The sequence below is a fragment of the Pseudomonas palmensis genome, assembly GCF_049942755.1.
GTDB classification, from domain to species: domain Bacteria; phylum Pseudomonadota; class Gammaproteobacteria; order Pseudomonadales; family Pseudomonadaceae; genus Aquipseudomonas; species Aquipseudomonas palmensis.
Genome location: NZ_CP187958.1, coordinates 3,937,417 through 3,960,814, shown reverse-complemented (window position 1 = coordinate 3,960,814; position 23,398 = coordinate 3,937,417). Strand labels below are relative to the sequence as shown.

Genomic DNA, 23,398 nt, shown 5'->3' with positions numbered 1-23,398 from the left:
GGGCACTGCGGCGTTGAATGGGCCGGTTGGCCAAAGCGTTGATTATGGGCGAAAGCGCCGGGCAGCGGCAAACGCCGCAGTTTTTTGCACAAGGCGCCGGGGCGGGCGGCTATGCTCGCAGGATGATGCCCTTTACCGACCTTTGCGACCTGCCCAACCGCCTGCGCCAGCCCCCGGTGCGGGACCTGGCGTGGGTAATCCTTGCGCCCCCCATGCTCGCAGTGACGCCCTGGCCGCAACGCCACCCGTTGGCCGGCAGCGACTGGGTGGCCGCACCGGCGTTGCTGCGCGACTGGCTGCTGGCGCTGGACCACGACAGCCGTGACCTGCAGGCCTGGCTGGCACAGGCCGCCAGCCGGCGCCTGGGGTTGTACTACGAGCGGCTGTGGCAGTTCGCGTTGCGCCATGCTCCGGGGGTGGAGCTGCTGGCGGCCAACCTGCCGATCCGCGACGGCGGGCACACCCTGGGCGAGCTGGACATCCTGCTGCGTGACCGCGACGGGGTGCATCACCTGGAGCTGGCCATCAAGCTGTACCTGGGCCCGCAGCACGGTGACGGGCGTAACCCGGCGCAGTGGCTTGGGCCTGGCTGCCATGACCGGCTGGACCGCAAGCTGGCGCACCTGAACGACCATCAACTGCCGATTTCGGCGCGGGCCGAGGGGCGCGAGGCACTGGCGGCGCTGCACATAGACAGCTTCACGGCTCAGCTTTGGCTGGGCGGGTATCTGCTGTATCCATGGCCGGGGCCGGCGCAGCCTCCGGCGGGTGCGCACCCACAACACTTGCGCGGGCGCTGGCTGCATCAGCGCGACTGGGCCCGGTTTGCGGCGCAGGCCGACCCCGGGCGCTGGCAGCCGTTGCCGCGCCAGGCATGGCTGGCGCCGGCGCGGTACACGCAGGAACAGGCCTGGGGCACGGAACAGTTCCAGGCCTGGCTGCAAGCGCTGGACCCGATGGCCCCCGCGCAGTTGCTGGTGCGGCTGGTGCCTGGGGATAGCGGGGATTGGGTAGAGGCTCAACGCTTGTTTCTGGTGGCCGATGCCTGGCCGAACCTGGCGGGTTAGCATGCACTGGCTGTACCGGCCCCCACATGAACGTACGCCCCCGTGGGAGCCGGCCTTGCCGGCGAAGGGGCCAGCGCTGACAACATTCTGCTAACCTCGCCCCCCCTCACCCAGCACCCGCACAAGGAACCCACCCGTGCCCGGCAATCTTCTCGCCCTGGCGCTCGCCGTCACCCTGGTCTGGCCCGCAAATGCCAGCGCAGCGCCTGCCCCAGGTCTGGACCAGGACAACGACCTCGCCCTGCTGAGCGACAGCTTCTGGCGCCAGGCGACGCCCACCGACCTGGACACGTGGCTGGCCCCGCGCAGCCAACCCGGCGAGTATCCACCCGGTGTGGTCACCCGCAATACCACGGCCTTTCACCTCGCACTCGAAAACAACGCCTCGCTGGCCATGCTGCAACACCTGCGTGCCGCGCTACCGGCCATGGTCGGGCTCGGCGATTACCCCGAATCGCTGCTGTCCACGGCCATCAAGCACAACCACCCCACTGCCACCATCGAATGGCTGCTGGCCCAGGGCGCGCCGGTGGAAGCCGGCGACTACCACAACCCACGCCCGCTGCTGCTGGCCATCGCCCAGGGCGCCGATGCCTCGCTGATCGACGCCCTGGTCAAGGCCGGCGCCGACACCTCCTACTTCACGCGCAGCGACAGCAACATGGACGCCTTCGACGCCGCAGTGCTGACCGAGCACAGCACCACGCGCCGGGCCGTCGCCCGCCATCTGCCACTGCCCGAGGCCGGCAGCGAAACCATGGAAGCGATCCTGGTCGAGCTTTCGCGCCAGGGTCGCGACGGGCCCGACGCCCCGCACGTGAGCTACGACATCCTCAGCGTGCTGCTCGAGCGCGGCATGAGCAGCACCGGCACCTACTGCGACCCGCACAAACCCTACTGCCTGGCCGACGACAGGAGCGACCTGATGGACCTGGCCATCCGTATCGAGGACCCGCAACTGGTCGACTACCTGCTCGGCAAGGGTCTGAAGGCCCGCTAGCACACTTTTTTGCCCCAGCGCAGGTGCAGGGCACGCGCAAGCGATTAGAGTTATCCGCACAGCGCCATCAAGAGCGCGGCCATTGACCTGATTGACCGATATGAGGAACCACCATGACCCTGACCAATACGCAGGCACGCTACGGCAGCCTGTCGATCGCCCTGCACTGGCTGATGCTGATTCTGCTGGCGGTGGTATACGCCTGCATCGAACTGCGCGGCATCTTCCCCAAGGACAGCGCCGAGCGCGACCTGATGAAAAGCCTGCACTTCATGCTCGGCCTGAGCGTGTTCGTGCTGGTATGGCTGCGCCTGATCCTGAAGGTCACCCACCCCACCCCGCGCATCGAACCCAAGCCGCCGGCCTGGCAGACGGGTCTTGCGCACCTGATGCACTGGGCGCTGTACGCCCTGATGATCGGCCTGCCGCTGGCCGGCTGGGTGATCCTCAGCGCGGCTGGCAAGCCGATCCCGTTCTTCGGCCTGGAGTTGCCCGCCCTGGTAGCACCGGACACCGACCTGGCCAAGTTCGTCAAGGGCTGGCACGAGTGGTTCGGCGCACTGGGCTACTGGCTGATCGGCCTGCACGCACTGGCCGGCCTCTACCATCACTACGTGGTCCGCGATAACACCCTGCTGCGCATGCTGCCGCAAAAAGGTAACTGACTAGGCGAACCCGCGGCGGCCCTGCAAGCCGCCGGTGTGAACGAAGATCAGCCGCGTGCCGGCCACGAACGCGCCAGCCAGCACACGCTCCTGCAGGGCCAACAACGCCTTGCCGGTGTACAGCGGTTCCAGTGGCAGGCCCGATTCGGCCTCGCTGGCCTGGATGAATGCCAGCAAGGCCGGGTCGACCTTGGCAAAGCCGCCCCGGCTGGCGTCGTGCAGGCGGTAAGTGCCCGGCGCCAGCACCTCGACCTCACCTTCCACCCCATGCCCCGGCGGCACGGCCAGCGCGCCGTGCACCGGGTGGGCGCCCGCTTCGGCCTGGGCCAGCCCCACCAGCGTGGTACCGCTGCCCACCGCCAGCCACCAGGCGTCGTAATCGGCCCAGCCCACGGCCGCCAGCTGCGCCCGCGCCTGGGTCACGATCTGTGCGCAGCCTTCGGTGCCCAGTGGTCCCGCGCCGCCTTCGGGCACGCAATGCCATGCCGGGTAGAGGGCTTGCCAGGGCTGCCAGAAATCCGCCTGATGCCGCGCCCTGTAACCGGCGTACCCCAGCCAGTGCAGGTGCATGCCCAGTGCTTGCAGGTCGTGCACGGTGGGGTTGCTGTGCGGGTGCCCACGCAACAGCCCGGCCGTGGCAAAGCCGAAGCGCTTGCCGGCCGCCGCCAGGGCATGCAGGTGGTTGGAATAGGCGCCGCCCAGGCTGATCACCCCCGGGGCACCACGGGCATGGGCAAGGCGCAGGTGCCCCTGCAGCTTGAACCATTTGTTGCCGCTGATCAGCGGGTCGATGAGGTCCAGACGCAGCACTGCCACCTCGACCCCGGCGCGCGCCAGCCAGCCTAGGGCCAGCGGTTGCAGGGGTGCCAGTGGCAGGTCATCGAAAGCGGCAGACATCGAACAGGCTCGGCAGGACGGGAGCGCGCAGTCTACCAGCGCACCCCCGCCACCGCTTTACAGCTCGGCCGCCAGGCGTGAACCCTGGTTGATCGCGCGCTTGGCGTCCAGCTCGGCGGCGACGTCCGCGCCGCCGATCAGGTGTACCGACTGCCCGGCGGCCAGCAGGCCATCCTGCAGCTCGCGCAGCGGGTCCTGGCCGGCGCAGATCACCACGTTGTCCACCGCCAGTACCTGCGGCTCGCCTTCGGCGATACGGATATGCAGGCCGGCGTCGTCGATCTTCAGGTAGTCGACGCTGTTGAGCATCTGCACCCGCTTGTTCTTCAGGCCTGTGCGGTGGATCCAGCCGGTGGTCTTGCCCAGCCCGTCGCCAACCTTGGTCTTCTTGCGCTGCAACAGGTACACCTGGCGCGCCGGAGCATGGGGCTCGGCCTGGATGCCCGCCACGCCGCCGCGCGCTTCGAGCCGGGTGTCGATGCCCCACTCCCTCCAGAACGCCTCGCGGTCCTGGCTGGTGGCAACGCCCTGGTGCACCAGGAACTCCGACACATCGAAGCCGATGCCGCCGGCACCGATCACCGCGACCTTCTGCCCCACCGGCTTGCGCGCCAGCAGCACGTCCAGGTAGCTCAGCACCTTGGCGTGATCGATACCGTCGATGGCCGGCAGGCGAGGCGCGATGCCGGTCGCAAGGATGATCTCGTCGTAGCCGCCCTCCACCAGTTGCTCGACATTGACGCGGGTGTTCAGACACAGCTCCACGCCGGTGGTCTGCAGCTTGCGCTTGAAGTAGCGCAGGGTCTCGAAGAACTCCTCCTTGCCCGGCACGCGCTTGGCCACGTTGAACTGCCCGCCGATCTCGCTGGCCGAGTCGAACAGGGTCACCTGGTGGCCACGCTCGGCGGCCACGGTAGCGGCGGCCAGGCCGGCCGGGCCGGCGCCGACCACGGCAATGCGCTTGGGCTGGGCCACCGGCAGGTAGTTGAGTTCGGTTTCATGGCAGGCCCGCGGGTTGACCAGGCAACTGGTCAGCTTGCCGCCGAAGGTGTGGTCCAGGCAGGCCTGGTTGCAGCCGATGCAGGTGTTGATCTCGTCGCCGCGCCCGGCGGCGGCCTTGTTGACGAAGTCCGGGTCGGCCAGGAACGGGCGTGCCATCGACACCATGTCGGCGTCGCCTTCGGCAAGGATCTGCTCGGCGACTTCCGGGGTGTTGATGCGGTTGGTGGTGATCAGCGGGATCTGCACCGCGCCGCGCAACTTGGCGGTGACCTTGCTGAACGCGGCACGCGGCACCTTGGTGGCGATGGTCGGGATCCGCGCCTCGTGCCAACCGATGCCGGTGTTGATCAGCGTGGCGCCGGCCTGCTCGATGGCCTGGGCCAGCTGCACGATCTCCTGCCAGTTGCTGCCGCCTTCCACCAGGTCGAGCATCGACAGGCGGAAGATGATGATGAAGTTCGGGCCGACCGCTTCGCGCACCCGGCGCACGATCTCCACGGCCAGGCGCATGCGGTTCTCGTAGCTGCCCCCCCAGCGGTCGGTGCGATGGTTGGTGTGGGCGGCCAGGAACTGGTTGATGAAGTAGCCTTCGGACCCCATGATCTCGACGCCGTCGTACTCGGCGCTCTGGGCCAGCGTGGCGCAGGTGACGAAGTCCTGGATCTGCTTCTCGATGCCCTCTTCGTCCAGCTCGCGGGGCTTGAACGGGTTGATCGGCGCCTGGATCGCGCTGGGGGCCACCTGCTTGGGGCTGTAGGCGTAGCGCCCGGCGTGGAGGATCTGCATGCAGATCTTGCCGCCAGCCTCGTGCACCGCCTGGGTAACGATACGGTGCTTCTGCGCTTCTTCGGCCGTTGTCAGCTTGGCCGCGCCGGAGTACACCCCGCCCTCTTCGTTGGGCCCGATGCCGCCGGTGACCATCAGGCCGACGCCACCACGGGCGCGCTCGGCAAAGTACGCCGCCATGCGCTCGAAACCGCCGGGTTTCTCTTCCAGGCCGGTGTGCATCGAGCCCATCAGGGTGCGGTTGCGCAGGGTGGTGAAGCCCAGGTCCAGCGGGGCAAGCAGGTGCGGGTATTGAGCGGCGGTCATGGTGAACTCCACAGCGAACTGATCACGGAATGCGGGCGCCTCGCTGCGTGCAGCGGGGCCCGTCGGTTATCTGTGAGGGACAGTAATGCGCCTGGAAGTGAGGCTCAATGACCGAAAGTTACAAGTTAATGACCGTAACTGACAGTGCGTGGGGCGCTGGCCTGTTCACGGATGCAGGCAGCGTTCGGCCAGTTGCCGAGCCTGATCGTGGGTGATGCCGGTGTTTTGCTGCAGGGTGAGCGGGTGATCCCCCGCGTCCACGAACACCAGCGGGCGCTCGCCCAGGGCCTGGGTCTGCAGCGTAGCCTTGAGGTTGAGCGTCGAAACCTCATAGGGGAACTCACTTTGCACACGTGCCGCATAAGGTGGTTCGCGCTCGCGACCTGGGGTTTCCCACAGTTCGCTGGTGCGGTAGAAATCCGCCTCGCTGACCGCCACCCAGGTCAGCCACACGAACGGCTCGGGTGAGCCGATGATCGGGATTTCCAGGCGCCCGAGCACGAAGTGGTGGGTGTCATCGATGATGCACTGATCGCTGGACAGTGGCGCACGCTGCTCGCGCTCTGCCTCCGGCAGGTCATACCAGGCGGCAGGGGCTGGCGCGCCGAAGGTGGTGGGCAGCTCGTCGTGATACTCGCCACAGGTGGCGCAATGGAAGCCTCGCATGGTGGGTGCTCCTTGACACTTAAGGCCGGATCAAGCCGCGCGGCGCGCAAACGGCAGCGTCATGTTACAGGCCCAGCAGTGCCTTGAGCGCAGGCATTACCCACTGGGGGTGATCCTCGTGCGGCGAATGCCCGGTAAACGGGATGTTCAGCAGTTGCGCATTCGCCACCCGATCGGCCAGCTCGCAGGCGTTGGCCCGCGTTACCAGGCGGTCTTCATCGCCATGAATCACCAGCAAATCGGCGGTGATGCCGCACACCGTTTCATTCGGGTAGCCCTGCTCGCCTGAATCCAGCCACAGCTCGCGCAACGCCACGGCCAGGCGGTCGAAATCGGGTTCGGGGTTCAACTGCAGGTAGCGCTCGTAGCTGTGCGGGAACAGCTCACGCCAGCGCGCGCCGGTCACGCGGCTGTACATGCCGCGCACGGGATCATCCGCTTTCAGTTGCCAGTGGGCACCGATCGTCACCAGTTTGTCGATGCCAGCACTCCCGGCAGCCGCGATGCGCAGCGCTGCAATGCCGCCATCGCTGTGGCCGACGAGGCTGAAGCGCTCAAGCCCCAACTGCCGGGCAACCGCCTCCACATCCAGTTGCAAGCGCTGGTAGGTCAGCGGCAGGTGCCCCAGGGTCGATTTGCCCTGGCCGCGGCTGTCGATGCCGATCAGGCGATAACGTTCGGCCAGAGCTGGCGTGATGGCATTGAAGGTTTCGATGTCGCCAAAGCCACCGTGCAGAAAAACCAGTACCGGGCCCTGTGGGTTGCCTTGCTGTTCACAATAGAGGCGTGCCCCGGCAACTTCGACGTACTGGCCGTCCTGGTGAGTGAATGTCGTCATTTTAGGGTCCCTTGATTATGTCGCTGTGGCGGTTGTCGGCGGCAGTTTAATGCGTTGCGCCTTCGACGCGGTACCCCTGATGCCCTCATTGCCATGTATGAAGTCCTTTGCTTAACGCATCGTCCTGTCATTGATCGGAAAGACACATCCCTTACTCTGCCCCCAAAGGGTCAGTACGAAAATAGCGACAATCATGAGTGCCCCGCCATAGGTTGCAGTCAACATGATGAATGACAGCTTTTTATGCTCAAACTTGAAAACCATCGCCCACATTTCAAACATGCCAGAAAAAGTGTTCATATTGACGCCTCTCTTTTTGCAAAATTGATTTGCATAAATCACCGCCGCCGCCATTGAAACACCACAAAAAGCAAACAAGGAAATTCTGAAAAACTGAATCGTGTCGCACATAACTCACCTAGAATAATGGGGCTGGTACATCACGACAGACAAAACATTCTCGTTTTTCGCCTTACACTGCGCCCCCACGACAGTGCGAACTCGCCAAGCTGGGCCCCCAGTATGAAAAGCCATCCTAGTGGGCTGACACTGCAAAAAGCACGAAGTGATACAACGTGATAGTCATCACGAGCGGAAACATTTTCATCACCCTTGACGCTTAGCACAAAAATAACCCGCAACCAAGCACACAGTGGAACCAAGCCCGTCACAAAAATAGCATGCCGAATTACTTCAATAGGTGTGGGTGAATCCAGACCCGCGAGCAGTGCAAGTAAACAGAAAGCAAGATAGGCAATTACTACCATGACAGCGAGAGCGAGCTTCACACCTAACAAAACGCGCGACTGACTCACCGCGACCTCATAATCAACTAAACAAACTGAATCATAAACCACCAGCCTTCACCAATGGCATGCTCAACTATCATAGAAACTTACCCCAAAAAAACTCTAACGCTTCGTAAGCATCCTCATCGTCATAGGCCTGAACCAGAAACTCAAGCACCTGCGCAACCGCCGCCTGCTTCGCGTCATCCATACATTTTATCTTATAAAGATCATCATCTCTGGCATACATCAGCAGCCTTGATGGCAGTTCCTTGGAAATTACATCACCTTCATCATATTGCTCACATGCGATAAAAAGGTAAGCTGGCAAATAATACCTCATCCCGACGGGGGCCATAAATGACAAACATGCAGATGCATCTCCAACATATTCATCTACCAATATATCTAGCGTAACATCCCACCAATTCCGACCCTTGAAAAAATCCCTGATCTGAAGGGGCTCAGGATAAGAAGACGCTACAATCTGAGAGGCCTCCGGCGGCGCTGTACACTTAAAAGCGAGTTTTATTTGTTCTCGAATTCTGCGCCGTTCCATTTTCATGGAATCTTCTTCTCGCATAGCGCTACACTCTCCCACGCTTTGATTGCTTCATCTCGGTGCTGTTTATCCCCAACAGCGAAATATCGATTATTTACAGCATTACGAGCTAACGCACACTCCAGATTCACCTCACGCTGAATTGAAGCTTGCACAGGATCGGTAACTCCCTTGCAAGTACGACGCCCGCTTTACAGGCCCTGTCAATATCTCGCACCCTGCTTACCGTATTTATCTATAATTAATTTTAAAATCACACCCATGGCTCTGCCCCCATATTGTCAACGCAAGAATAACGATACCTATAGCTGCCCCCCCATAGGCCGCAGTCAGCAGGAGGATGGACAGCTTCCTGCTCTCAAACTTAAAAACCTTGCCCCACACCTCTAACATACCTGAGAACGTATTCATGTTGATGCCATTTTTCTTACTGTACGCGCTTGCATACAACACAGCAGAAACCAACAAAACCCAACAAATAACAAACAAAAAAATCCGAACGAACTGTATTACGCCGCACATAACCTACTACCTAAAAAACGTAACACCTGGGCCGGCAGGAGCTTTAACTTCAGGGCCACCCCTATAAACATAAATCTCGGACTGGTTGAGGGTTGCCTAAAACAACCCTGAATCAACGCCATTCCTACTCCCACACCTACGTTGACTCCTTTGCATCAGGATCAGAAAACTCCAAACCACATGATGGCTTCCGGTCCATATGCTTAACGCATTGATCTGTCATTGATTGGAAAAATGCACCCCTGGCTCTGCCCCCACAAAGTTAACACGAGAATAATGACTGCTACGCACAGCCCCCCAAAGGCGGCTGTCAGCATCAATATCGACAGTTTTTTGTTTTCAAACCTAAAGACCATGCCCCACATTTCAAAAAGGCCTGAAAAGGTATTCATATTGATACCTTTTTTCTTGCAACAATGATTGGCATAAATGACGGATGCCGCCACAAACACCCCACCGAGGACAAATAAAAAAATACGGAAGAACTGCAATACATCACACATAAACCACCTAGAACAATGGAATTGAAACAGCGGGGCTGGCAGGCGTCTTGATCTCAGGCCCCACTCCTGCCCCGAAACCTACATACAGTTCTGGCCACGTCGAGGTCTGCGTGACATCAATCTGGATGATACCTAGCGCTACCCCAACTCCCGCCGCCGCCGGCAACGACTTCGAGTCAGGATCAGAGAATTTGAAACCGCAACTAGCAGTCGCACGAGCACCTACACTCATAACGGGTATAGCCACCTGCCCCGCCGCACCGGTTTTTTCGTTTGCACTCATACCGAACGAGACGCCCGTGCCTACCGCAGCAGTAGCAGAAGCCCTACACTCCCCAGTCATAATAGGTTTGGCCCGCGGCGGCGCCATCGCCCGGGAAACCTCATCCGGTGTCGCACCATTCTGCAACATCCAACTTCCCAGTGAAGCGCGCTCCGCGACGCCGGGCATGTTCAGGTCGAACAGCCCCAACGGGTCAGCCCGCATAACAGGCTTGTTGCTCACATAGCTGTACACGTTCAACCCACCCAGCATCCCGATCGGGTCTCTCGACACATAGCGCGCCATGCGGGGTTCGTAGTAACGGAATCGGTTGTAATGCAGCCCCGTTTCAGGGTCGTGGTATTGCCCCTGAAAACGAATCGGATTGCCCACGCCATGCTGCGCGGCCCACGACGAGCGCTCTTCACGAACCTCACCCCACACCTTGTACTGCCCCGTCCAGGCAACATTGCCGTTGTGGTCGGTGATCTCCATTGGCGTGCCCAGGTGGTCGCAGTGGTACCAGGCAATGACGTCGAACGCTGGCGCAGTGGGCAGTGCCTGCCAGAGCGGGTCCTGGTCGATGTCGTATTGACGGCCCTGCCAGTCGGGTTGCCTGAGCAGGCGTATCGAGCGCTTGTGCAACGCTTGAGCCACCGGCACGAAGCGACCCGGTTCGTAGAGGTAGTGAACGGTACGGCCTGTGTCGCCCTCGTCGAGGGGCAATGCGCTTTCCCAGGCCAGGGTTTCGCCGTCCCATCCGTACAGCGTGGAACCGCAGTGCAGCTCGCGCTGACGCTTGCTGCGCTGCATTGCATTCCAGCCGGTGCCGGCCTCGGGCTTGTCCTTGTAATGGGCGACGGCATGCTTGTGTAACCGCCGACCAAGGGCGTCATAGCTGTATTCCACACTGAGCCTGTCGTCGCTGTAGCGCACCAGGCGATTGAACAAGTCCCAGCTGAAGTGGGCAGGCACACCGTTGTGCAAGCGTTGCACAAGGTTACCGCGCTCGTCATACGTGTAGTGGTTGCCCGCGTATTCGCGCAGCACGTTGTCCATCACCTTGTGGGAGCTGGCATCGTTATCCAGCGGGCGATGCAGTTGCCGCGCCTTGTCCGTCAGGTTGCCGGCCGGGTCGAAGGCAAAGGTTTCTTCACCCAGGCGGCTGTTGGCCTGCAGCAGGCGGCCTAGCGGATCGTACTGGTAGGCCAGGTGACCACGACGGGTATCGAGGATGTCTGTCAGTTGACCGGTCGGGTCGTATTGATACTCGCGCTTGCACAGAATGGATTGGCCGTCATGACTGGTGAGCAACTGTTCTTGCGGACGCCCTAGCGCGTCCCATACCTGCGTTTGCGTCAGTTTGTTGCCCTGATGGCGGGCGACTTCGCGATGCAGATCGTCGCGCTCATAAGCCAGTATTTCGTGCTGGTCAAGTCGCATGCCCAAGAGATGGCCGCTGCCGTAAGTCAGCCAGCTGACCTTGTGGCCATCCGGGCGCGTGGTGGCGATTCGCTGGTTGAGTGCGTCGTACTCGTGCAGCCACACCGCTACCATCGGCGTACCCGTTGCCAGGTAATGCTGGTGCTCACGGGTCAGGTTGCCCGCGTCGTCATAGAACCATTGCAGTGTGCTGGAGTCGTTGATCGCCTGCAGCACCTTGCCATTGCCGTCGTAGGCAAAGCGCTCTGTTTGGCGCTGATCGCCAAGGTGCGCTGTGCGCTCGATCAACCGGCCCATGCGGTCGTGGTGCAAATCGATGCGGCGCTGCCCCACCTGGCTGCTCGCCAGGCGCCCAGTGCAGGGGTCGTACCGATAACGGACGGTCACACCATCGAAGCCGGTTTCTGCCACTCGACGTCCCATGGGATCGTACTGGTAAAACGCGCACTGCTCGTTCTGGTTCTCCAGGCTGAGCAACCGCCCCAGCCTGTCCCACTGGTAGCGCAACGTGTGCTCCTTCGCATCCACCCGTTCAGCCAACAGACCGGCAGCCGTATAGGACCAGGTAGTACAGCGATCCAGCGCATCCAGGTGCGCGAGCAAGCGCCCTTCGGCATCACGCTCGAAGCGCTCTTCGGTTTTGTCTGGATGAATCACCTTGGCCAACTGCCCCGCCTTGTATTCGTACTGCGTCTTGTCGCCCGCCGCATTCGCGGTTTCCACCAGTTGCCCGAATTCGTTGTAGTGCCACTGGCTGGTCTTGCCCGAACAGTCGGTGTATTCGAGCATCTGCCCAGCCTCGTTGTACCCGAGTTTCTTCTCGTTGCCGTGAGCATCCTTGATTGCCTTGACCTGGCCTGTGGCGGTGTAGGCAAACTCGGTCTTGTTGCCCAGCGGGTCGACCGTCTCTACCAGGTTGCCGCGCTCGTCGTAGTCCCGTCGCCACAGCCCACCTTCAGCATCCCGAACCTTGATCAGCTGATCATCGTCGCTGTACGCGTAATGCACCACGCTATGGTCGGCACGAATGTGTTGCAGCCGGTTGCTTCGCTCGTCGTAGGCAAAACGATCCTGGCTGCCGTCGGCATGAAGGTGGCGAATCAGGTTCTTGCGCTGGTCGCGAAACAGCCACTCCGAGCGCCCATCCGGGTACTCGATACGATAGGTGTAGCCCTGCGCATCGTAATAGTGACGGGTCTGCTGGCCATACGCGTCAGTCACCGTTGTCAGGCGAATGTGTTCATCCCAAGTGAGACGAGTCTCGAAGCTGCCGTCGTCTGCCCATTCGTGCACGGCCCTGGCGCGAGGGCCGCTGCCGTCCCAGCGCAAGTTGAGACCACGACCGGTACGGTCGGTATAGCGCGTGATCAGGTGGTGCTGGTACGCGTACTGCCAGGCAGCGCCATGCTCGTCCTGGGCGCTTACCAGGTCGCCAAGCCGATCGTGGTGATAAGCGCAGAGCTGGCGCAGCGGCTTGCCATCGACCACCTGCCAGAGCCCCTGGATACGGCCATGCCCGTCAAGCATGGTGCCGAGTTGCAGGTGTACCTTGGCAGGGTCATTCTCCTGGTAGGTGTTGATGTCCGAGAGTACCGGGCGCCCCTGATGACGGTGCTCGTAATGCAGCGTGGCTCCTGCGCCACTGCGCAGCACGATATGCGTGAGGAGGAAGCGCTCCCCTGCCCGCTCATAGGTTTCCTTGCGCCCCAGCCCGCGCATGAGAATCAGCTGACTGTCGGTGGTGCGTACCAGGGCGTTGTACTCCACCGGGTCATAGTGCGACATACCGATCTTGGGCAGCGGGTAGGCATGGCTGCGGCCATCCACGTCGTGGAACAGCACGCCGTCATCCAGCACATCGATGCACGTGGTGAACTCGGTGATCCAGCGTGCGCCCAGGCTGGCGCTGTCGAGGGCATCGAGGCGCGAATGATAGGTACGCGTCCACACGATCGGAAACGGCCCCGGCAGGCTGAAGTCGGTGTGCTGAAGCGTCTCGCTACCCGAGGCGAAGTTGATGCGGTTGCACGTGCTGGTGGGCGCGCCATTCTTGCACTGGTTGGCCTCCAGGCTCGCCGGGCTCTGCATCTTCTGCGTTTCGACCTTACCGTCGGCAGCCTGGTGCTGGGCCGTGCTGATGGCTGCGGTCTTGACGTTGGCCACCACAACCTGGGGGTTGCGCGTGCGCCATTGCTCTACGCTGCTGGCCAGCTTCATGCGCAGGCCTTCAATGGAGCAAGGGCGGCCGGGATCGGAAAGTTCAAGGATTTCAGCACGCACCTGTGGCGCCAGTTCCCGCAGGCGCGCAATCTGCGCCAGTAGGCCAGCTTTGCCCTCGTCCCCCAGTGCAACGCTGACAGCAGCACTGGTCATGCCTTTGCCGGCCGCCTTGTAGGCATCAAAGGCTGCCCGGAGATAGTTGTCGATGCTCGCCGTCGGGTCGTGGACAAGCCGGCTTCCAGCTGGCGCCGAGACCGGGCTGGCCACACCCACAGCAGTGCCGGCAACCAAAGCACCGAGGCCTGAGGCGATGTCGAGAATGATCTGTTCGCCCAGGATTGCTGCCTGGGCCAACGCCTCCTTGAGATTGCCCTGGGACTGCTCGACGAAGTCATCCAGGCTACCGACGATGTCAGCATTCAAGTGGCCCGCCATCAGCTCCATCAGCGCATCACCCAGCGCCCGCTTGCCCTCCTGGCGCACGATGAACAGCATCGGGCGCAAGGCCATGCGTGCTGCGGTCATGCTCGCAGGGGAAGCCACCAGACCGATCAGGTTGAGCCCGAAGCTCGCGCAATCAAAGGGCTCAGGTACGTTGCTGCGCGCCAGCGCGACAACATCCCCCAGCGCGTCGACCAAGGCAATGATATTGCCTGCCATGGGCACACTGCCGGCGACACCGCTGATGCGCTCAAGGGTGGCAAAACTGGCACTGACCTCACGTAGCCAGGCATCGAAGACCACGGCGCCACGACCAACGTCCTCTATCTGGATTTCGCGAAGCGGGGTGATGGCTACCTGCGAGGCGCGGGAGTGGTCGTCGCAAGCGTAGGTATGTTCAGTCATGAGATCAGTTCACCTGGCAGCAAATCGGTAACAGTGTTCAGGCTGTGAGCCTTGAGTTCAGCCAGCTTGGGTACTGGCAACCTTGGCAGGCCGGCCAGGCCCGCCGCACTCAGCGCCGCCGAGGCGGCAGGCAGCGTAGAACCGACTGCACTGGAAGCGCTGACCCGCTGTGCCAGCCCACCCATGCCGCCCTGCATTGCGCCCCGCATCTGCTGCATGCCTTGGAGCGCGCTTTGGCCGGTGTTGAGCAAGTCACTGCCGGCCTTTGCTGCATGCATGCCCTTGCCGGCGAGTTGCTTGGCCTCTTCGATCAGGCTGCCGCCAGGATCAGGCTTGAGCTTGTCGAGCATCGCACCGAGCATCGACGGCGTGCCCTCTTCGAAGGCCGACAGGCTCGGCCAGGGCAGGCCCTTGGTAAAACTGCCAAGGCTCCAGGTGTTGACCGTATCGAGACCAAACCTGACCCACGCCGGCCCCGGCGCAACCCCCGACACGGCATTGAACCCCTGGCCATCGAGGCTGCCCTCGAGCACCGTGCCCAGCGCATCGGTCACTTCGTAATCGCCGGCCTGGATGCCCTTGGCATTGGCGTACAGGTTGAACAGCTCCAGGTTGCCCTTGCCCGGTTTGGGCGGCTCGGGAAAGGTCCCGGCCAGGCTCTTGGGCCCCACATGGGCGAAGTTCGCCGCGTGCGCGGTGTACGGCCCGGTGGTCACGTGGGTGATGCCACTGGCGTTGTAGGTGGTGGCACTGCCGCCACCCTGCACCACCAGTTCGGTCTTGGCGGTGAGGGTGATGCGGTCGGCATTGGCAGTGATGTCGAGCTTGGCCAGCAGGTTGATGCTGTTCTTCAGGGCACGGAAGTCGATATCTCCTGATACGGCGATCAGCCGCCAGCCCATGTTCTGCACGAACAACCGCATGCCCTGGCTGGCACTGGCCAGCAGCCGCTTGCCGATCGACAGGCTCGTATGCCCGGTGCTGCTCAACGCCAGGTGTTCACCGGTCGCGACATGCGTCGAGCGCGGCGTGGTCAGGGCGATGCCCGCCGGGCTGGCCAGCACCAGGTGCGGTTCGCTGAACTCGGGAAACTCGTTGGCGCTCTGGTTGGTCGGGCCGCTGCCGACGATGCCCTGGTGCTGCGCATGCAGGGCCTTGGCCACCTCGTCCTGATCGCCCGACTCCTGCGCCTGCACCTCGCGCGCCTGCTGGCCGAAGCCGTCCTGCTGCTCGCTGGCAGTAGCCAGGCGTTCGGCGGTCTCGGGCAGGTCCTTGTGGTGCTTGGCTTCGTGATGGCGCGGCTCGGTGGTCAGCAGCAGGCCCGCCGCCGCGCGCACTGCCCCATGCCGGTCGGTGCGCAGTTCGAAACCCTCCCCCCGCGGCTGGCCGCCCGAGGGGCGCGGATGGGTCAGGTAGCCCAGGTTGATCGCGCTGGCGCCGTGGTCGCTGCGCAACGCGATGCTGATCTCGCTGGTGGTGTCGTCGATGCGCAGCTCGTTGCTGCGGCTGCCCTTGTATTCCTTGCTCTTGACCGTGGCCAGGGTCTTGAAGTCGGGCAACCGGTACGGCGGCAGGTTGGCGCCGTGGTACAGGCAACCGGTGATCAGCGGCTGGTCGGGGTCGCCTTCCAGAAAGGTGATCAGCACCTCCATGCCGATACGCGGCAGCGAGATGGCGCCGAAGCTGCTCTGGCTGGCCCAGTTGGAGGCCACGCGCATCCAGCAGGTGGTCTTGTCGTCCGACTGGCCTTCGCGGTCCCAGAAGAACTGCACCTTGACCCGGCCGTACTCGTCGCAATAGATCTCTTCGCCTTCGGGGCCGGTCACTACCGCACGTTGTGCACCCAGCACTTTGGGCTTGGGATGCCTCAGCGGCGGACGGTAGGGCACGTCCCACGGCGTGGCGCAGAAGCGGTTGCGATAGCCCTGGTGGAAGTCATCCTTGAGGTCGGTGACGTCGCTGCTGATCACCTCCTCGAGCACCTGCGGCTGCTTGCCTTCATGCAGCACTTCGGTGAGCAACCACAGGTCGTTCCAGGCCGGGTTGGCATGCTCGGTCAGGCTCAGAAAATGCCCGCTGACCAGGCTCGGCTGGTCGCTGCGGCCCTCGGCCAGGCGGTAGTCGCTGCGGTGGCGCTCCAGGGCGCGGGTGGCCAGGTGCTTGCCGCGCGCGCGGTCGCTGAAGCGGGCCGGGTAGTCGTAGTCTTCCAGGTCCGGCGCGGCACCGCTGTCGGCGTCGCTTTCAAGCTGGATGCGCGGTTTGGTGAAGTCGTAGTCGCGCCGCGTGGTGCGGCTGGTGCGCGTGGCCAGGCGCAGGCCGAAGCGCTTGATCACCGGCACGTCGGCCACCAGCCCGGTGTCCTGCTGGTAGGCCACCGGGGCCAGTGTGGGGAATACGGTCTGGTCGTCGCCGAACACCAGCGCATGGCCCTGCGGGCTGTGCTGGAAGTGGTAGTGGATACCCTCCTCCTCGCACAGGCGCTGGATGAAGTGCAGGTCGGACTCGTCGTACTGCACGCAGTACACCCGCTCGGGGTACACCGCGCCGAGCACGAAGCGGTGGTCGCTGGCGAGGATGCCGTGCTCCTCGAGCACCTGGGCGATGATCTGCGGCACCGTCTTGTGCTGGAAGATGCGCTGGTTGATGCGGTGTGCCAGGTACGCCAGCTGCGGGCGCAGCACCAGCCGGTAGCGCGACAGGCGCCGCCCGGCCTCGCCCTGCGCGGCGCTGTAGACCAGCCCGTGAATGCCGCTGCCGCTGGGCGACAGCTGCAGGAAGGCGAGCGTGTGCAGGAGGGATTCGAGGTTCAGCGACGCCCGTTCACTGACCAGCTCCAGTTCGAATTCGAACGGCTGGCTGAGCGCTTCGCGCCCGCTGAACGACAGCACCTGAAAGTCGCTGTCGACCCCGTCCAGGGTCAGGGTGAAATGGGGCTGGTTGGCCGCTGAGAACATCCGATGTTCCTCCCGCTGCAAAAACTGGGGTGACAGGCTGCCCCGGCCGGCCATGCTGGCTGGCTGGCTGGCCGGGGCAGTGAACTAACGCAGGCTTAGCCGGCGACCGGGGTACGCCAGTCGTCCGAGCCGGAGGTACCGGACACTTCGTGGGTCCAGGTGATCTTGCGGTAGGTGAAGTGCACGTCTTCGAGGTGGGTGAAGTGCGCGTTGGCCGGGTCCTGGCAGTTGTGCATGTAGTCCTTGATGTCGACGATGATCGCGTCTTCGAGCTTGGTGGTGAAATAGTGCTCCTGGGTGCCGGCCGCCGAGGTGCGGTACCAGTGGATGACGATTTCGGTCAGGCGCTCGCCGGAGGTCAGCGCGGCCAGCAGCAGGGGCGAGGCCTTGTCGAAGACCTTGGTGATGACCACCGGCTTGTGCACGCGCTGGCCGGTCGGCTGACCGGACTGCGGGTCGCGCGGGATGATCACTTCGTGGTTGAAGCCCTGGACCATGACCTGGTCTTCGTGGCCTTCCTGGTAGGTGTTGCCGACCGAATCGGCGGTGAAGGCACCGGCGGTGATCAGGCCTTGTTTGGTGCCGGTGACGGACATGTAGGCAGGTGTTGCCATGGGGGTTTGCTCCTTGCAAAAAGTGAAGCCGGACAGGCGAAAAATGCCGTGCGGCTGCAAGGAGACAGTTCAAGACCCGTGCCAACTTAAATTTAGTTGTTGTTAATCAGTAGCTTGTGTTTTTACTGTACGTTTTTTGAGCACTTTTACGCGAGAAAACCCGAAAAAGTGCGCAACTTCTTGCGCAGTACTGTGCAAGAAGTTGCGCAGTTGGCTGCAGGCCACGTTGAGTATGGCCTGCAGCAATGTATGCACAGGGTTATCCACATTTGAGTGCGCAAGAAGTTGCGCAGTTGGGGAAATCGGCCGCGAGCATTTCAAGAGGCAAAACGAGCGTCGACTGACCGATCGATCGTCGCCGACAGGCACCCACTCACTGACGACTGAATGCGCTCGCCATCGCACCTCATGCGCCATGACCCTGTAAACTGTCGGCCAACTTGTCCCCCCCTCAAACGAGAGCTGCCCATGGCCAACCACGACCTCACCTTCGTTCCCGATCTCGATGCCGACTCCATCTCCTCCGACGTTGTCGGTTTCGGCGGCGTGCTGGTCTCCACCCAGATCCCGACCCGGGCAGACGGCAGCCTGGAACTGGGCGACATCACCCTGCAGAGCGAATGCACCCTGCAAGCCCTGAAGGTGGCACTGGAGCGCGCCGGCAGCTCGATGGACAGGGTCATGCACCTGACCATCTACCTCACCGACATGGCCGACCGCGCCGCCTTCAATGCGGTGTACCAGCGCTTTTTCGCCAAGCCATGGCCAGTGCGGGCCGCAGTTGGCGTGGCCGCCCTTGCGGTCGAAGGCATGCGCGTGGAAGTGACGGCCATGGCGGCCAAGGGCTGAGACCAGCCGTAGGCGGTCGCCTGGCTCAGGACCGCGGCAGGCAGGCCAGCATCTGACGGATACGCTGCTGGGTATAGCCGGCTCGTGCAGCCGCCTCATCGATCGACTGCCGAGTCACCGTCTGCTCGATCAACCCGCCTTTGCGGGAAAATCCAGCCTGGCCAAGCACGACGAAATCGACTGGCTCGCTGATACCGTTGTAGGCACGGATATCGCTGGCGCTGCTGGCTGCTCGCCCTCTCCGGCAGCCGTCCCCTGGTTTGTCCGGGGACGACCGAAAAGGGGGCGTCAGGCCTGACTCGACAGCGCTGCAGCGCTGCCCCACAGGGATAGGGCCGGATACCTGTGCGGTGATTGCATTGGTGTGCAACAACTGGTGCAGCGCGATTGAGCCTTCGCCAAAAGCCGGCCCGCTTTCGCCCACAAGCGCGAACGTGCCGTGCAGGCCCTTGCCTGCGACCCAGACGATCGATCCCAGCATGCTCGCCTTGGCGGCCACCGCTATGGGCAGTGTCTCGGAGTCCAGAGGCTGCACCTGGCCATCCACCTTGTGGCGCAATGAGGTGGTGGAAACATAGCTCTGCACCGTGGCGCCGCTCACGGTGTCAAGCAGCGGCCCCTTGCGCAGGCGGCCCTTGCCATTTCCGATGAGGTAGCGCCCATTGCCGCAGGATGTTCTGGCCTGCCCTGGCGCAAAGGGCTCGACTTCCATGGCATACACGCAGAACTCGGGCGTGTGCTCGGCAAACCCTTTGAGTTCCGCCTTCAGAAAAGCGTTTCGGCAATCAAGGTCGCATCGATAGCGGACACCTTTGCGCATGATCGAAAGGCCGTTGGCGATATAGGTGAACCCATGATCGCCAACGGTGTAGGCGCCCTTGCCACCATCCGGATTCACTGCCAGCCGCGCACGCACGGCGATCGAGCCATCCTTGAACACTCGCGTCACCAACACTCGGGAATCACCCTTGCTGCTGGTCAGTGTGCCAGGCGTACCGCAATCCTCGGCGCCTGAAGCCATTGACGCGGTGAGCAGAAAGCCCGCAGCAAGCCCGGACAGTACCGTTGCGCCAGACATTCTCGATCCCCCCCAGCTCAAGGACCAGCCGCAGGAGCGGCGGAGATACTGATGTAGAAGTCGATGGTGACTTCGCCCTTCTGGCTATCCGTCAGATAGGCCTTCAGCGGTTTCTGGGTCTGCCTGAGCGCCTTGACCTCCACCCAGTAGCTTCTGTTTTCAGTAATCACTCTGATTTCGGCAGCGCCCTGATCGGATGAGTCCTGGGTTGCGTAGGTGATGCGCAGGTCGCCGGAGGAGTTCAGGATCAGAAAGCGCTCCTGCCCGCCTGCCACCATGTCCAGTGTGGATCCGGATGGCAGACCTTTGATCGAGGGCACTTGCCCCTGAAACGGGTTGCAACCGGGAGCATCACTGTCAAAGCCCGGTGCAGTGGTGTAGATGCGCGCAATCCATTCATTGGCCTCATCGGCCAGCAAGGCCGCCTGGAGCTGCTGCTGGGCATTGAAACGTCCATTGATGGAAATAGGCGCCAGGCCGGCTGACCACGCGTTCTTCGTGCCGTCCGGCGGGGGAACCGGCCGTGACCCGATCGCGTCGGAGATGATCCGGTACGTCACCTCAGGGGCAGGCTGCAATGCAGCCAGGTAGTTATTGAGCGCCGCGACGATTTCGACCAGTTTCTCCTTGTACACCCTGTCGAATGCCTTCGCCCTGGAAATCGCGCCATACAACGAGTAGGCATTGGTAATCGACACGGCTCCAGAGCCAGCCTTCAGCTGGGCGATGCGCCTTATCAGCTCGTTACCCTCCTCCAGGCTGGCCCGCTCGTATATCGACTCGACACACATCACCGCTTGCACGCCACGGTGATAAAGCTGCTCTCTGGTGGGTTTGTACTGCGCAGCGGAAAAACCATAGAGCGATGCACTGCCAGCCGCAAGCGCTGCCACCTGGTGACCGTTGCCTGCAGTGACGGCCTTGTAGCCCCCAAGACCCAGCGCACCTGCCAGCGCCAATGACGATCCCGACTGCCAGTAGGCCAATCCGTTGGTCTTGCCCTGGAGCTCCATGCGGATCTTGCTGGCCAGTTGCGAGCCAGTGGCAGTCTTTGTTTCAGGCGCGATACTCTGCACATAAGGGTTGAACAGCGCACAGGATGCGAGCAGCGCGGCCCCGCCCATGACCAGCAGTCTGACCAGCCGTATCGTCATGATGCCAATCCTTTGGAAGGCTGTAACAACGACGATAGATCCGCCATGGCAAATAGCAAGTGCGCCAGTATTTAAGACGCCTGCAGCTGTCCTATGCTTCGGCTCAGGGCCCAGTGCGAGCAGGATATGTTTCACCAACCCCCTGTTTCCAGTACCCTCGACGCAACTGCGGACATACATCTGATTCCATGCGAAAACTTCTGCTTGGCGCCCTGGCGCTTGTTCTGACTGCCATGCTCCTGGGCTATGGCCTGTGGACCGAACAACGCCCGGCCGGCCACTACCTGTCCGACCTTCGTGTTGAAGTGGCGCTGAACCAGGGCGTGCCCGCCGACAAGGGCAATCTGCTGGGCATCGAGCCACTGCTGTATCCGGGCGACTACCAGAACCTGGCCCTGCTGCACCGCAAGCTCGCCGCCTACCTTGAACACGCTCGCACCCAGGGCCTTGTCGGCCCGCGCACGATCGTGGTGCTGCCCGAGCATATCGGCACCTGGCTGTGGGCCCGCGGCGAAAAGAAAGAGCTGTACCAGGTCACCCGCCTGCAGGAGGCCTGGCAATGGCTGGAGCTGAGCAACCCGCTGCGCTACGGGCTGGCGATGTTCAACGCCGAGGGCGACGACCGCCGCGCCGATGCGCACCTGCGCATGAAGGCCACGCAGATGGCAGCCGACTACCAGCAACTGTTCGGCGGCCTGGCCAGGGAGTTCGGCGTGACCCTGGTGGCCGGTTCCATCGTGCTGCCCACGCCGTATGCAGAGCAAGGCATCCTTCACAGTGGCAGCGGCGCGCTGTACAACAACGGCGTGGTATTCGCCAGCGACGGCAAGGTGATCGGCCAGCCGCAACGCCAGCAATACCCCGACAGTGAAGTGCGCCGCTTCATCCGCAGCGGCGATGCCTATCCGCTGCAAGTATTCGATACACCCGCAGGCCGCCTCGGCGTATTGGTGGGCAGCGACAGCTGGTACCCGGCCAACTACCAGCAACTGGCCGCGCAGTCGGCACAACTGATCGCGGTACCCGCCTTCATCAGCGGCCGAGACAGCTGGACCGCCCCCTGGCGCGGCAACCGCCACCAGCCGATGGCCGTGAGCCTGCCGCTCAAGGCCGGCCAGGTCGAGGAAGGCCAGGCCTGGCAGCGCCTGATCGGCCACGGCCAAAGCGCCGATACCGCCCTGCTGAGCGTGTTCCTGCGCGGCCAGTTCTGGGAAATTGCCGGCGACGGCCTGGGCTTCACCAGCCGCGACGGGCACTACGTCAGTGCCAGCAGTCATCCCGGCGCGCGCCTGCTCAACCTCTGGCTGTAACCGATGAACCGACCACGGGTACGCCTGGGGGATCTGTCGGTGGGGTTCATCCAGAGCCTTGCGCAGGCGCTGCAGCAACTGGGGCATGATCCGGCCCCCCTTCTGCAACGCTACGGGCTTGTGCCTGCACGGCTGGCCGAAGCCGGTGCGCGCCTGTCGATTCCGCGCTACATGCACCTGGGGCATGCCGCCATTGCACTCAGCAACGAACCGGCGCTGGGCTTACACATGGGCCGCCTGAGCCGCCTGAACCAGGCCGGCCTGGCCGGTGTAGCCGCCGCCCAGGCCCCTACCCTGGGCGAGGCCGCGCGTACGCTGGTGCGGTTCGAGCCGCTGTACGCCGCCAACTACCGTGGCCAGTCCAGCCTCCATGAGGACAATCAGGGCGCCTGGCTGCGCTTCTATTCGATCAGCCCGTACAACGACTACAACCGCTTCGTGGTCGACTCGGTACTGGCCGGCTGGCTGGCACAACTGTCGGGGCTGGTGGGGGTGGCAGTGCAGGCAGAGCGCATGGAGATCGAGTTTTGCGCGCCCGCCTATGCCGACCGTTACCAGGCCCTGTGCAGCAGCCCGGTGCAGTTCGGGGCCACACATAATCAGTTGCGCCTGGACCGCGCCAGCCTGGCGCTGCGCAACCCGGCCCATTGCCCCAGCACCTGGCAGCACCTGTTGCAGCTATGCGAGCAGGAACTGGCGGAGCGCACGCGCATGCGCAGCCTGGCTGAGCGTATCGCCCATCTGCTGGGGCCGTTGCTCAACGGCGGACGTGAACCGGACCTGGGTGAAGTGGCGGCGCAGCTGCAACTGCCCACTTGGACCTTACGGCGCAAGCTGGCCGAGGAAGGCACGCAGTTTCGGGCGATTCTGAACGACACGCGCCGCGATCTGGCTGTGACCTACATCCGCGACACGGAGCTGGCCTTTGGCGAAATAGCCTACCTGCTGGGGTTTGCGTCGGCAGAGGCCTTTCAGCGCGCATTCAAGCGCTGGAACGGCGTGACGCCGGGGGACTTTCGCCGCAGCCAGCGGCGGGGCGCATGAGCCCGATCAGAGCTCGGTAGCG

Annotated in this window: 19 protein-coding genes; 6 read left to right on the top strand and 13 right to left on the bottom strand. The window is 62.9% G+C overall.

The window, feature by feature from the left end; all coding sequences use genetic code 11:
* Positions 1-122 precede the first annotated feature (122 nt).
* The 3 genes from ACPRTJ_RS18415 to cybB all read left to right on the top strand — a co-directional run bounded on the left by ACPRTJ_RS18415 (position 123) and on the right by cybB (position 2,732).
* The gene (locus tag ACPRTJ_RS18415; RefSeq protein WP_100633405.1) at positions 123-1,067 is read left to right on the top strand and encodes a DUF1853 family protein; all 945 of its coding nucleotides are present in this window, start codon (positions 123-125) and stop codon (positions 1,065-1,067) included.
* 136 nt (positions 1,068-1,203) lie between these two features.
* Positions 1,204-2,067 (top strand): hypothetical protein, encoded by an 864-nt coding sequence (locus ACPRTJ_RS18410; RefSeq protein ID WP_104572786.1) that lies wholly within the window; start codon positions 1,204-1,206, stop codon positions 2,065-2,067.
* A 113-nt stretch (positions 2,068-2,180) separates the two neighbouring features.
* Entirely contained in the window at positions 2,181-2,732 is a 552-nt protein-coding gene (cybB, locus tag ACPRTJ_RS18405) for a cytochrome b561 (RefSeq protein WP_104572787.1), read from the top strand.
* On the opposite strand, the gene ACPRTJ_RS18400 is transcribed toward cybB, so the two are convergent.
* The 11 genes from ACPRTJ_RS18400 to ACPRTJ_RS18350 all read right to left on the bottom strand — a co-directional run bounded on the left by ACPRTJ_RS18400 (position 2,733) and on the right by ACPRTJ_RS18350 (position 17,941).
* Complete coding sequence (locus ACPRTJ_RS18400; RefSeq protein ID WP_054916685.1) at positions 2,733-3,629, bottom strand: 1-aminocyclopropane-1-carboxylate deaminase/D-cysteine desulfhydrase; 897 nt, start codon at positions 3,627-3,629, stop codon at positions 2,733-2,735. It lies immediately after the preceding gene.
* A 57-nt stretch (positions 3,630-3,686) separates the two neighbouring features.
* Complete coding sequence (locus ACPRTJ_RS18395) at positions 3,687-5,723, bottom strand: NADPH-dependent 2,4-dienoyl-CoA reductase (RefSeq protein WP_054916686.1); 2,037 nt, start codon at positions 5,721-5,723, stop codon at positions 3,687-3,689.
* Between the two features lie 165 nt (positions 5,724-5,888).
* A complete protein-coding gene (locus ACPRTJ_RS18390) occupies positions 5,889-6,389 on the bottom strand; it encodes a DUF2199 domain-containing protein (RefSeq protein WP_104572788.1) in 501 nt (166 codons plus the stop codon).
* Between the two features lie 64 nt (positions 6,390-6,453).
* Positions 6,454-7,227, bottom strand: a complete 774-nt coding sequence (locus tag ACPRTJ_RS18385) for an alpha/beta fold hydrolase (protein WP_104572789.1) — start codon at positions 7,225-7,227, stop codon at positions 6,454-6,456.
* Between the two features lie 111 nt (positions 7,228-7,338).
* Positions 7,339-7,638 (bottom strand): hypothetical protein, encoded by a 300-nt coding sequence (locus ACPRTJ_RS18380; RefSeq protein ID WP_146095027.1) that lies wholly within the window; start codon positions 7,636-7,638, stop codon positions 7,339-7,341.
* A 29-nt stretch (positions 7,639-7,667) separates the two neighbouring features.
* The gene (locus tag ACPRTJ_RS18375) at positions 7,668-8,084 is read right to left on the bottom strand and encodes a hypothetical protein (RefSeq protein ID WP_146095028.1); all 417 of its coding nucleotides are present in this window, start codon (positions 8,082-8,084) and stop codon (positions 7,668-7,670) included.
* Between the two features lie 28 nt (positions 8,085-8,112).
* Entirely contained in the window at positions 8,113-8,580 is a 468-nt protein-coding gene (locus ACPRTJ_RS18370) for a DUF6714 family protein (protein WP_146095029.1), read from the bottom strand.
* Between the two features lie 722 nt (positions 8,581-9,302).
* Positions 9,303-9,602 (bottom strand): hypothetical protein, encoded by a 300-nt coding sequence (locus tag ACPRTJ_RS18365; RefSeq protein WP_146095030.1) that lies wholly within the window; start codon positions 9,600-9,602, stop codon positions 9,303-9,305.
* A 7-nt stretch (positions 9,603-9,609) separates the two neighbouring features.
* Positions 9,610-14,373: an RHS repeat-associated core domain-containing protein gene (locus tag ACPRTJ_RS18360; protein WP_104572791.1), complete on the bottom strand. Its 4,764-nt coding sequence runs from the start codon at positions 14,371-14,373 to the stop codon at positions 9,610-9,612.
* Positions 14,370-17,327, bottom strand: coding sequence for a type VI secretion system tip protein VgrG (locus ACPRTJ_RS18355; protein ID WP_426427165.1), 2,958 nt, complete (start codon positions 17,325-17,327; stop codon positions 14,370-14,372). The genes ACPRTJ_RS18360 and ACPRTJ_RS18355 overlap by 4 nt, the downstream gene beginning before the upstream one ends.
* 95 nt (positions 17,328-17,422) lie before the next feature.
* On the bottom strand, positions 17,423-17,941 hold the full coding sequence (locus ACPRTJ_RS18350) for an Hcp family type VI secretion system effector (RefSeq protein WP_043859617.1): 519 nt from the start codon (positions 17,939-17,941) through the stop codon (positions 17,423-17,425).
* Between the two features lie 468 nt (positions 17,942-18,409).
* On the opposite strand from ACPRTJ_RS18350, the gene ACPRTJ_RS18345 reads away from it, so the two are divergent.
* Positions 18,410-18,790 carry a RidA family protein gene (locus ACPRTJ_RS18345; RefSeq protein ID WP_043862834.1) on the top strand — a complete coding sequence of 127 codons (381 nt, stop codon included), beginning with the start codon at positions 18,410-18,412 and terminating at the stop codon, positions 18,788-18,790.
* Positions 18,791-18,815: 25 nt separating this feature from the next.
* Here the strand turns inward: ACPRTJ_RS18345 and ACPRTJ_RS18340 are convergent, their stop codons facing one another.
* Both ACPRTJ_RS18340 and ACPRTJ_RS18335 read right to left on the bottom strand, forming a co-directional pair.
* A complete protein-coding gene (locus tag ACPRTJ_RS18340; protein ID WP_116055089.1) occupies positions 18,816-19,868 on the bottom strand; it encodes a hypothetical protein in 1,053 nt (350 codons plus the stop codon).
* A gap of 17 nt (positions 19,869-19,885) precedes the next feature.
* On the bottom strand, positions 19,886-21,022 hold the full coding sequence (locus tag ACPRTJ_RS18335; RefSeq protein WP_058541088.1) for a hypothetical protein: 1,137 nt from the start codon (positions 21,020-21,022) through the stop codon (positions 19,886-19,888).
* 188 nt (positions 21,023-21,210) lie between these two features.
* Here ACPRTJ_RS18335 and ACPRTJ_RS18330 point away from each other — a divergent pair, with 188 nt between their 5' ends.
* Both ACPRTJ_RS18330 and ACPRTJ_RS18325 read left to right on the top strand, forming a co-directional pair.
* Positions 21,211-22,332: a carbon-nitrogen hydrolase family protein gene (locus ACPRTJ_RS18330; RefSeq protein WP_078479725.1), complete on the top strand. Its 1,122-nt coding sequence runs from the start codon at positions 21,211-21,213 to the stop codon at positions 22,330-22,332.
* 3 nt (positions 22,333-22,335) lie between these two features.
* Complete coding sequence (locus ACPRTJ_RS18325) at positions 22,336-23,376, top strand: AraC family transcriptional regulator (protein WP_043862838.1); 1,041 nt, start codon at positions 22,336-22,338, stop codon at positions 23,374-23,376.
* The last annotated feature ends 22 nt before the right edge of the window (positions 23,377-23,398 follow it).

Excerpts from the sequence above, each read along its gene's own strand:
- ACPRTJ_RS18390 (WP_104572788.1), bottom strand. The coding sequence starts at position 6,389 with ATGCGAGGCTTCCATTGCGCCACCTGTGGCGAGTATCACGACGAGCTG.
- cybB (WP_104572787.1), top strand. The coding sequence starts at position 2,181 with ATGACCCTGACCAATACGCAGGCACGCTACGGCAGCCTGTCGATCGCC.
- ACPRTJ_RS18365 (WP_146095030.1), bottom strand. The coding sequence starts at position 9,602 with ATGTGTGATGTATTGCAGTTCTTCCGTATTTTTTTATTTGTCCTCGGT.
- ACPRTJ_RS18395 (WP_054916686.1), bottom strand. The coding sequence starts at position 5,723 with ATGACCGCCGCTCAATACCCGCACCTGCTTGCCCCGCTGGACCTGGGC.
- ACPRTJ_RS18325 (WP_043862838.1), top strand. The coding sequence starts at position 22,336 with ATGAACCGACCACGGGTACGCCTGGGGGATCTGTCGGTGGGGTTCATC.
- ACPRTJ_RS18330 (WP_078479725.1), top strand. The coding sequence starts at position 21,211 with ATGCGAAAACTTCTGCTTGGCGCCCTGGCGCTTGTTCTGACTGCCATG.
- ACPRTJ_RS18350 (WP_043859617.1), bottom strand. The coding sequence starts at position 17,941 with ATGGCAACACCTGCCTACATGTCCGTCACCGGCACCAAACAAGGCCTG.
- ACPRTJ_RS18355 (WP_426427165.1), bottom strand. The coding sequence starts at position 17,327 with ATGTTCTCAGCGGCCAACCAGCCCCATTTCACCCTGACCCTGGACGGG.
- ACPRTJ_RS18415 (WP_100633405.1), top strand. The coding sequence starts at position 123 with ATGATGCCCTTTACCGACCTTTGCGACCTGCCCAACCGCCTGCGCCAG.
- ACPRTJ_RS18400 (WP_054916685.1), bottom strand. The coding sequence starts at position 3,629 with ATGTCTGCCGCTTTCGATGACCTGCCACTGGCACCCCTGCAACCGCTG.
- ACPRTJ_RS18340 (WP_116055089.1), bottom strand. The coding sequence starts at position 19,868 with ATGTCTGGCGCAACGGTACTGTCCGGGCTTGCTGCGGGCTTTCTGCTC.
- ACPRTJ_RS18385 (WP_104572789.1), bottom strand. The coding sequence starts at position 7,227 with ATGACGACATTCACTCACCAGGACGGCCAGTACGTCGAAGTTGCCGGG.
- ACPRTJ_RS18345 (WP_043862834.1), top strand. The coding sequence starts at position 18,410 with ATGGCCAACCACGACCTCACCTTCGTTCCCGATCTCGATGCCGACTCC.
- ACPRTJ_RS18335 (WP_058541088.1), bottom strand. The coding sequence starts at position 21,022 with ATGACGATACGGCTGGTCAGACTGCTGGTCATGGGCGGGGCCGCGCTG.
- ACPRTJ_RS18360 (WP_104572791.1), bottom strand. The coding sequence starts at position 14,373 with ATGACTGAACATACCTACGCTTGCGACGACCACTCCCGCGCCTCGCAG.
- ACPRTJ_RS18380 (WP_146095027.1), bottom strand. The coding sequence starts at position 7,638 with ATGTGCGACACGATTCAGTTTTTCAGAATTTCCTTGTTTGCTTTTTGT.
- ACPRTJ_RS18370 (WP_146095029.1), bottom strand. The coding sequence starts at position 8,580 with ATGAAAATGGAACGGCGCAGAATTCGAGAACAAATAAAACTCGCTTTT.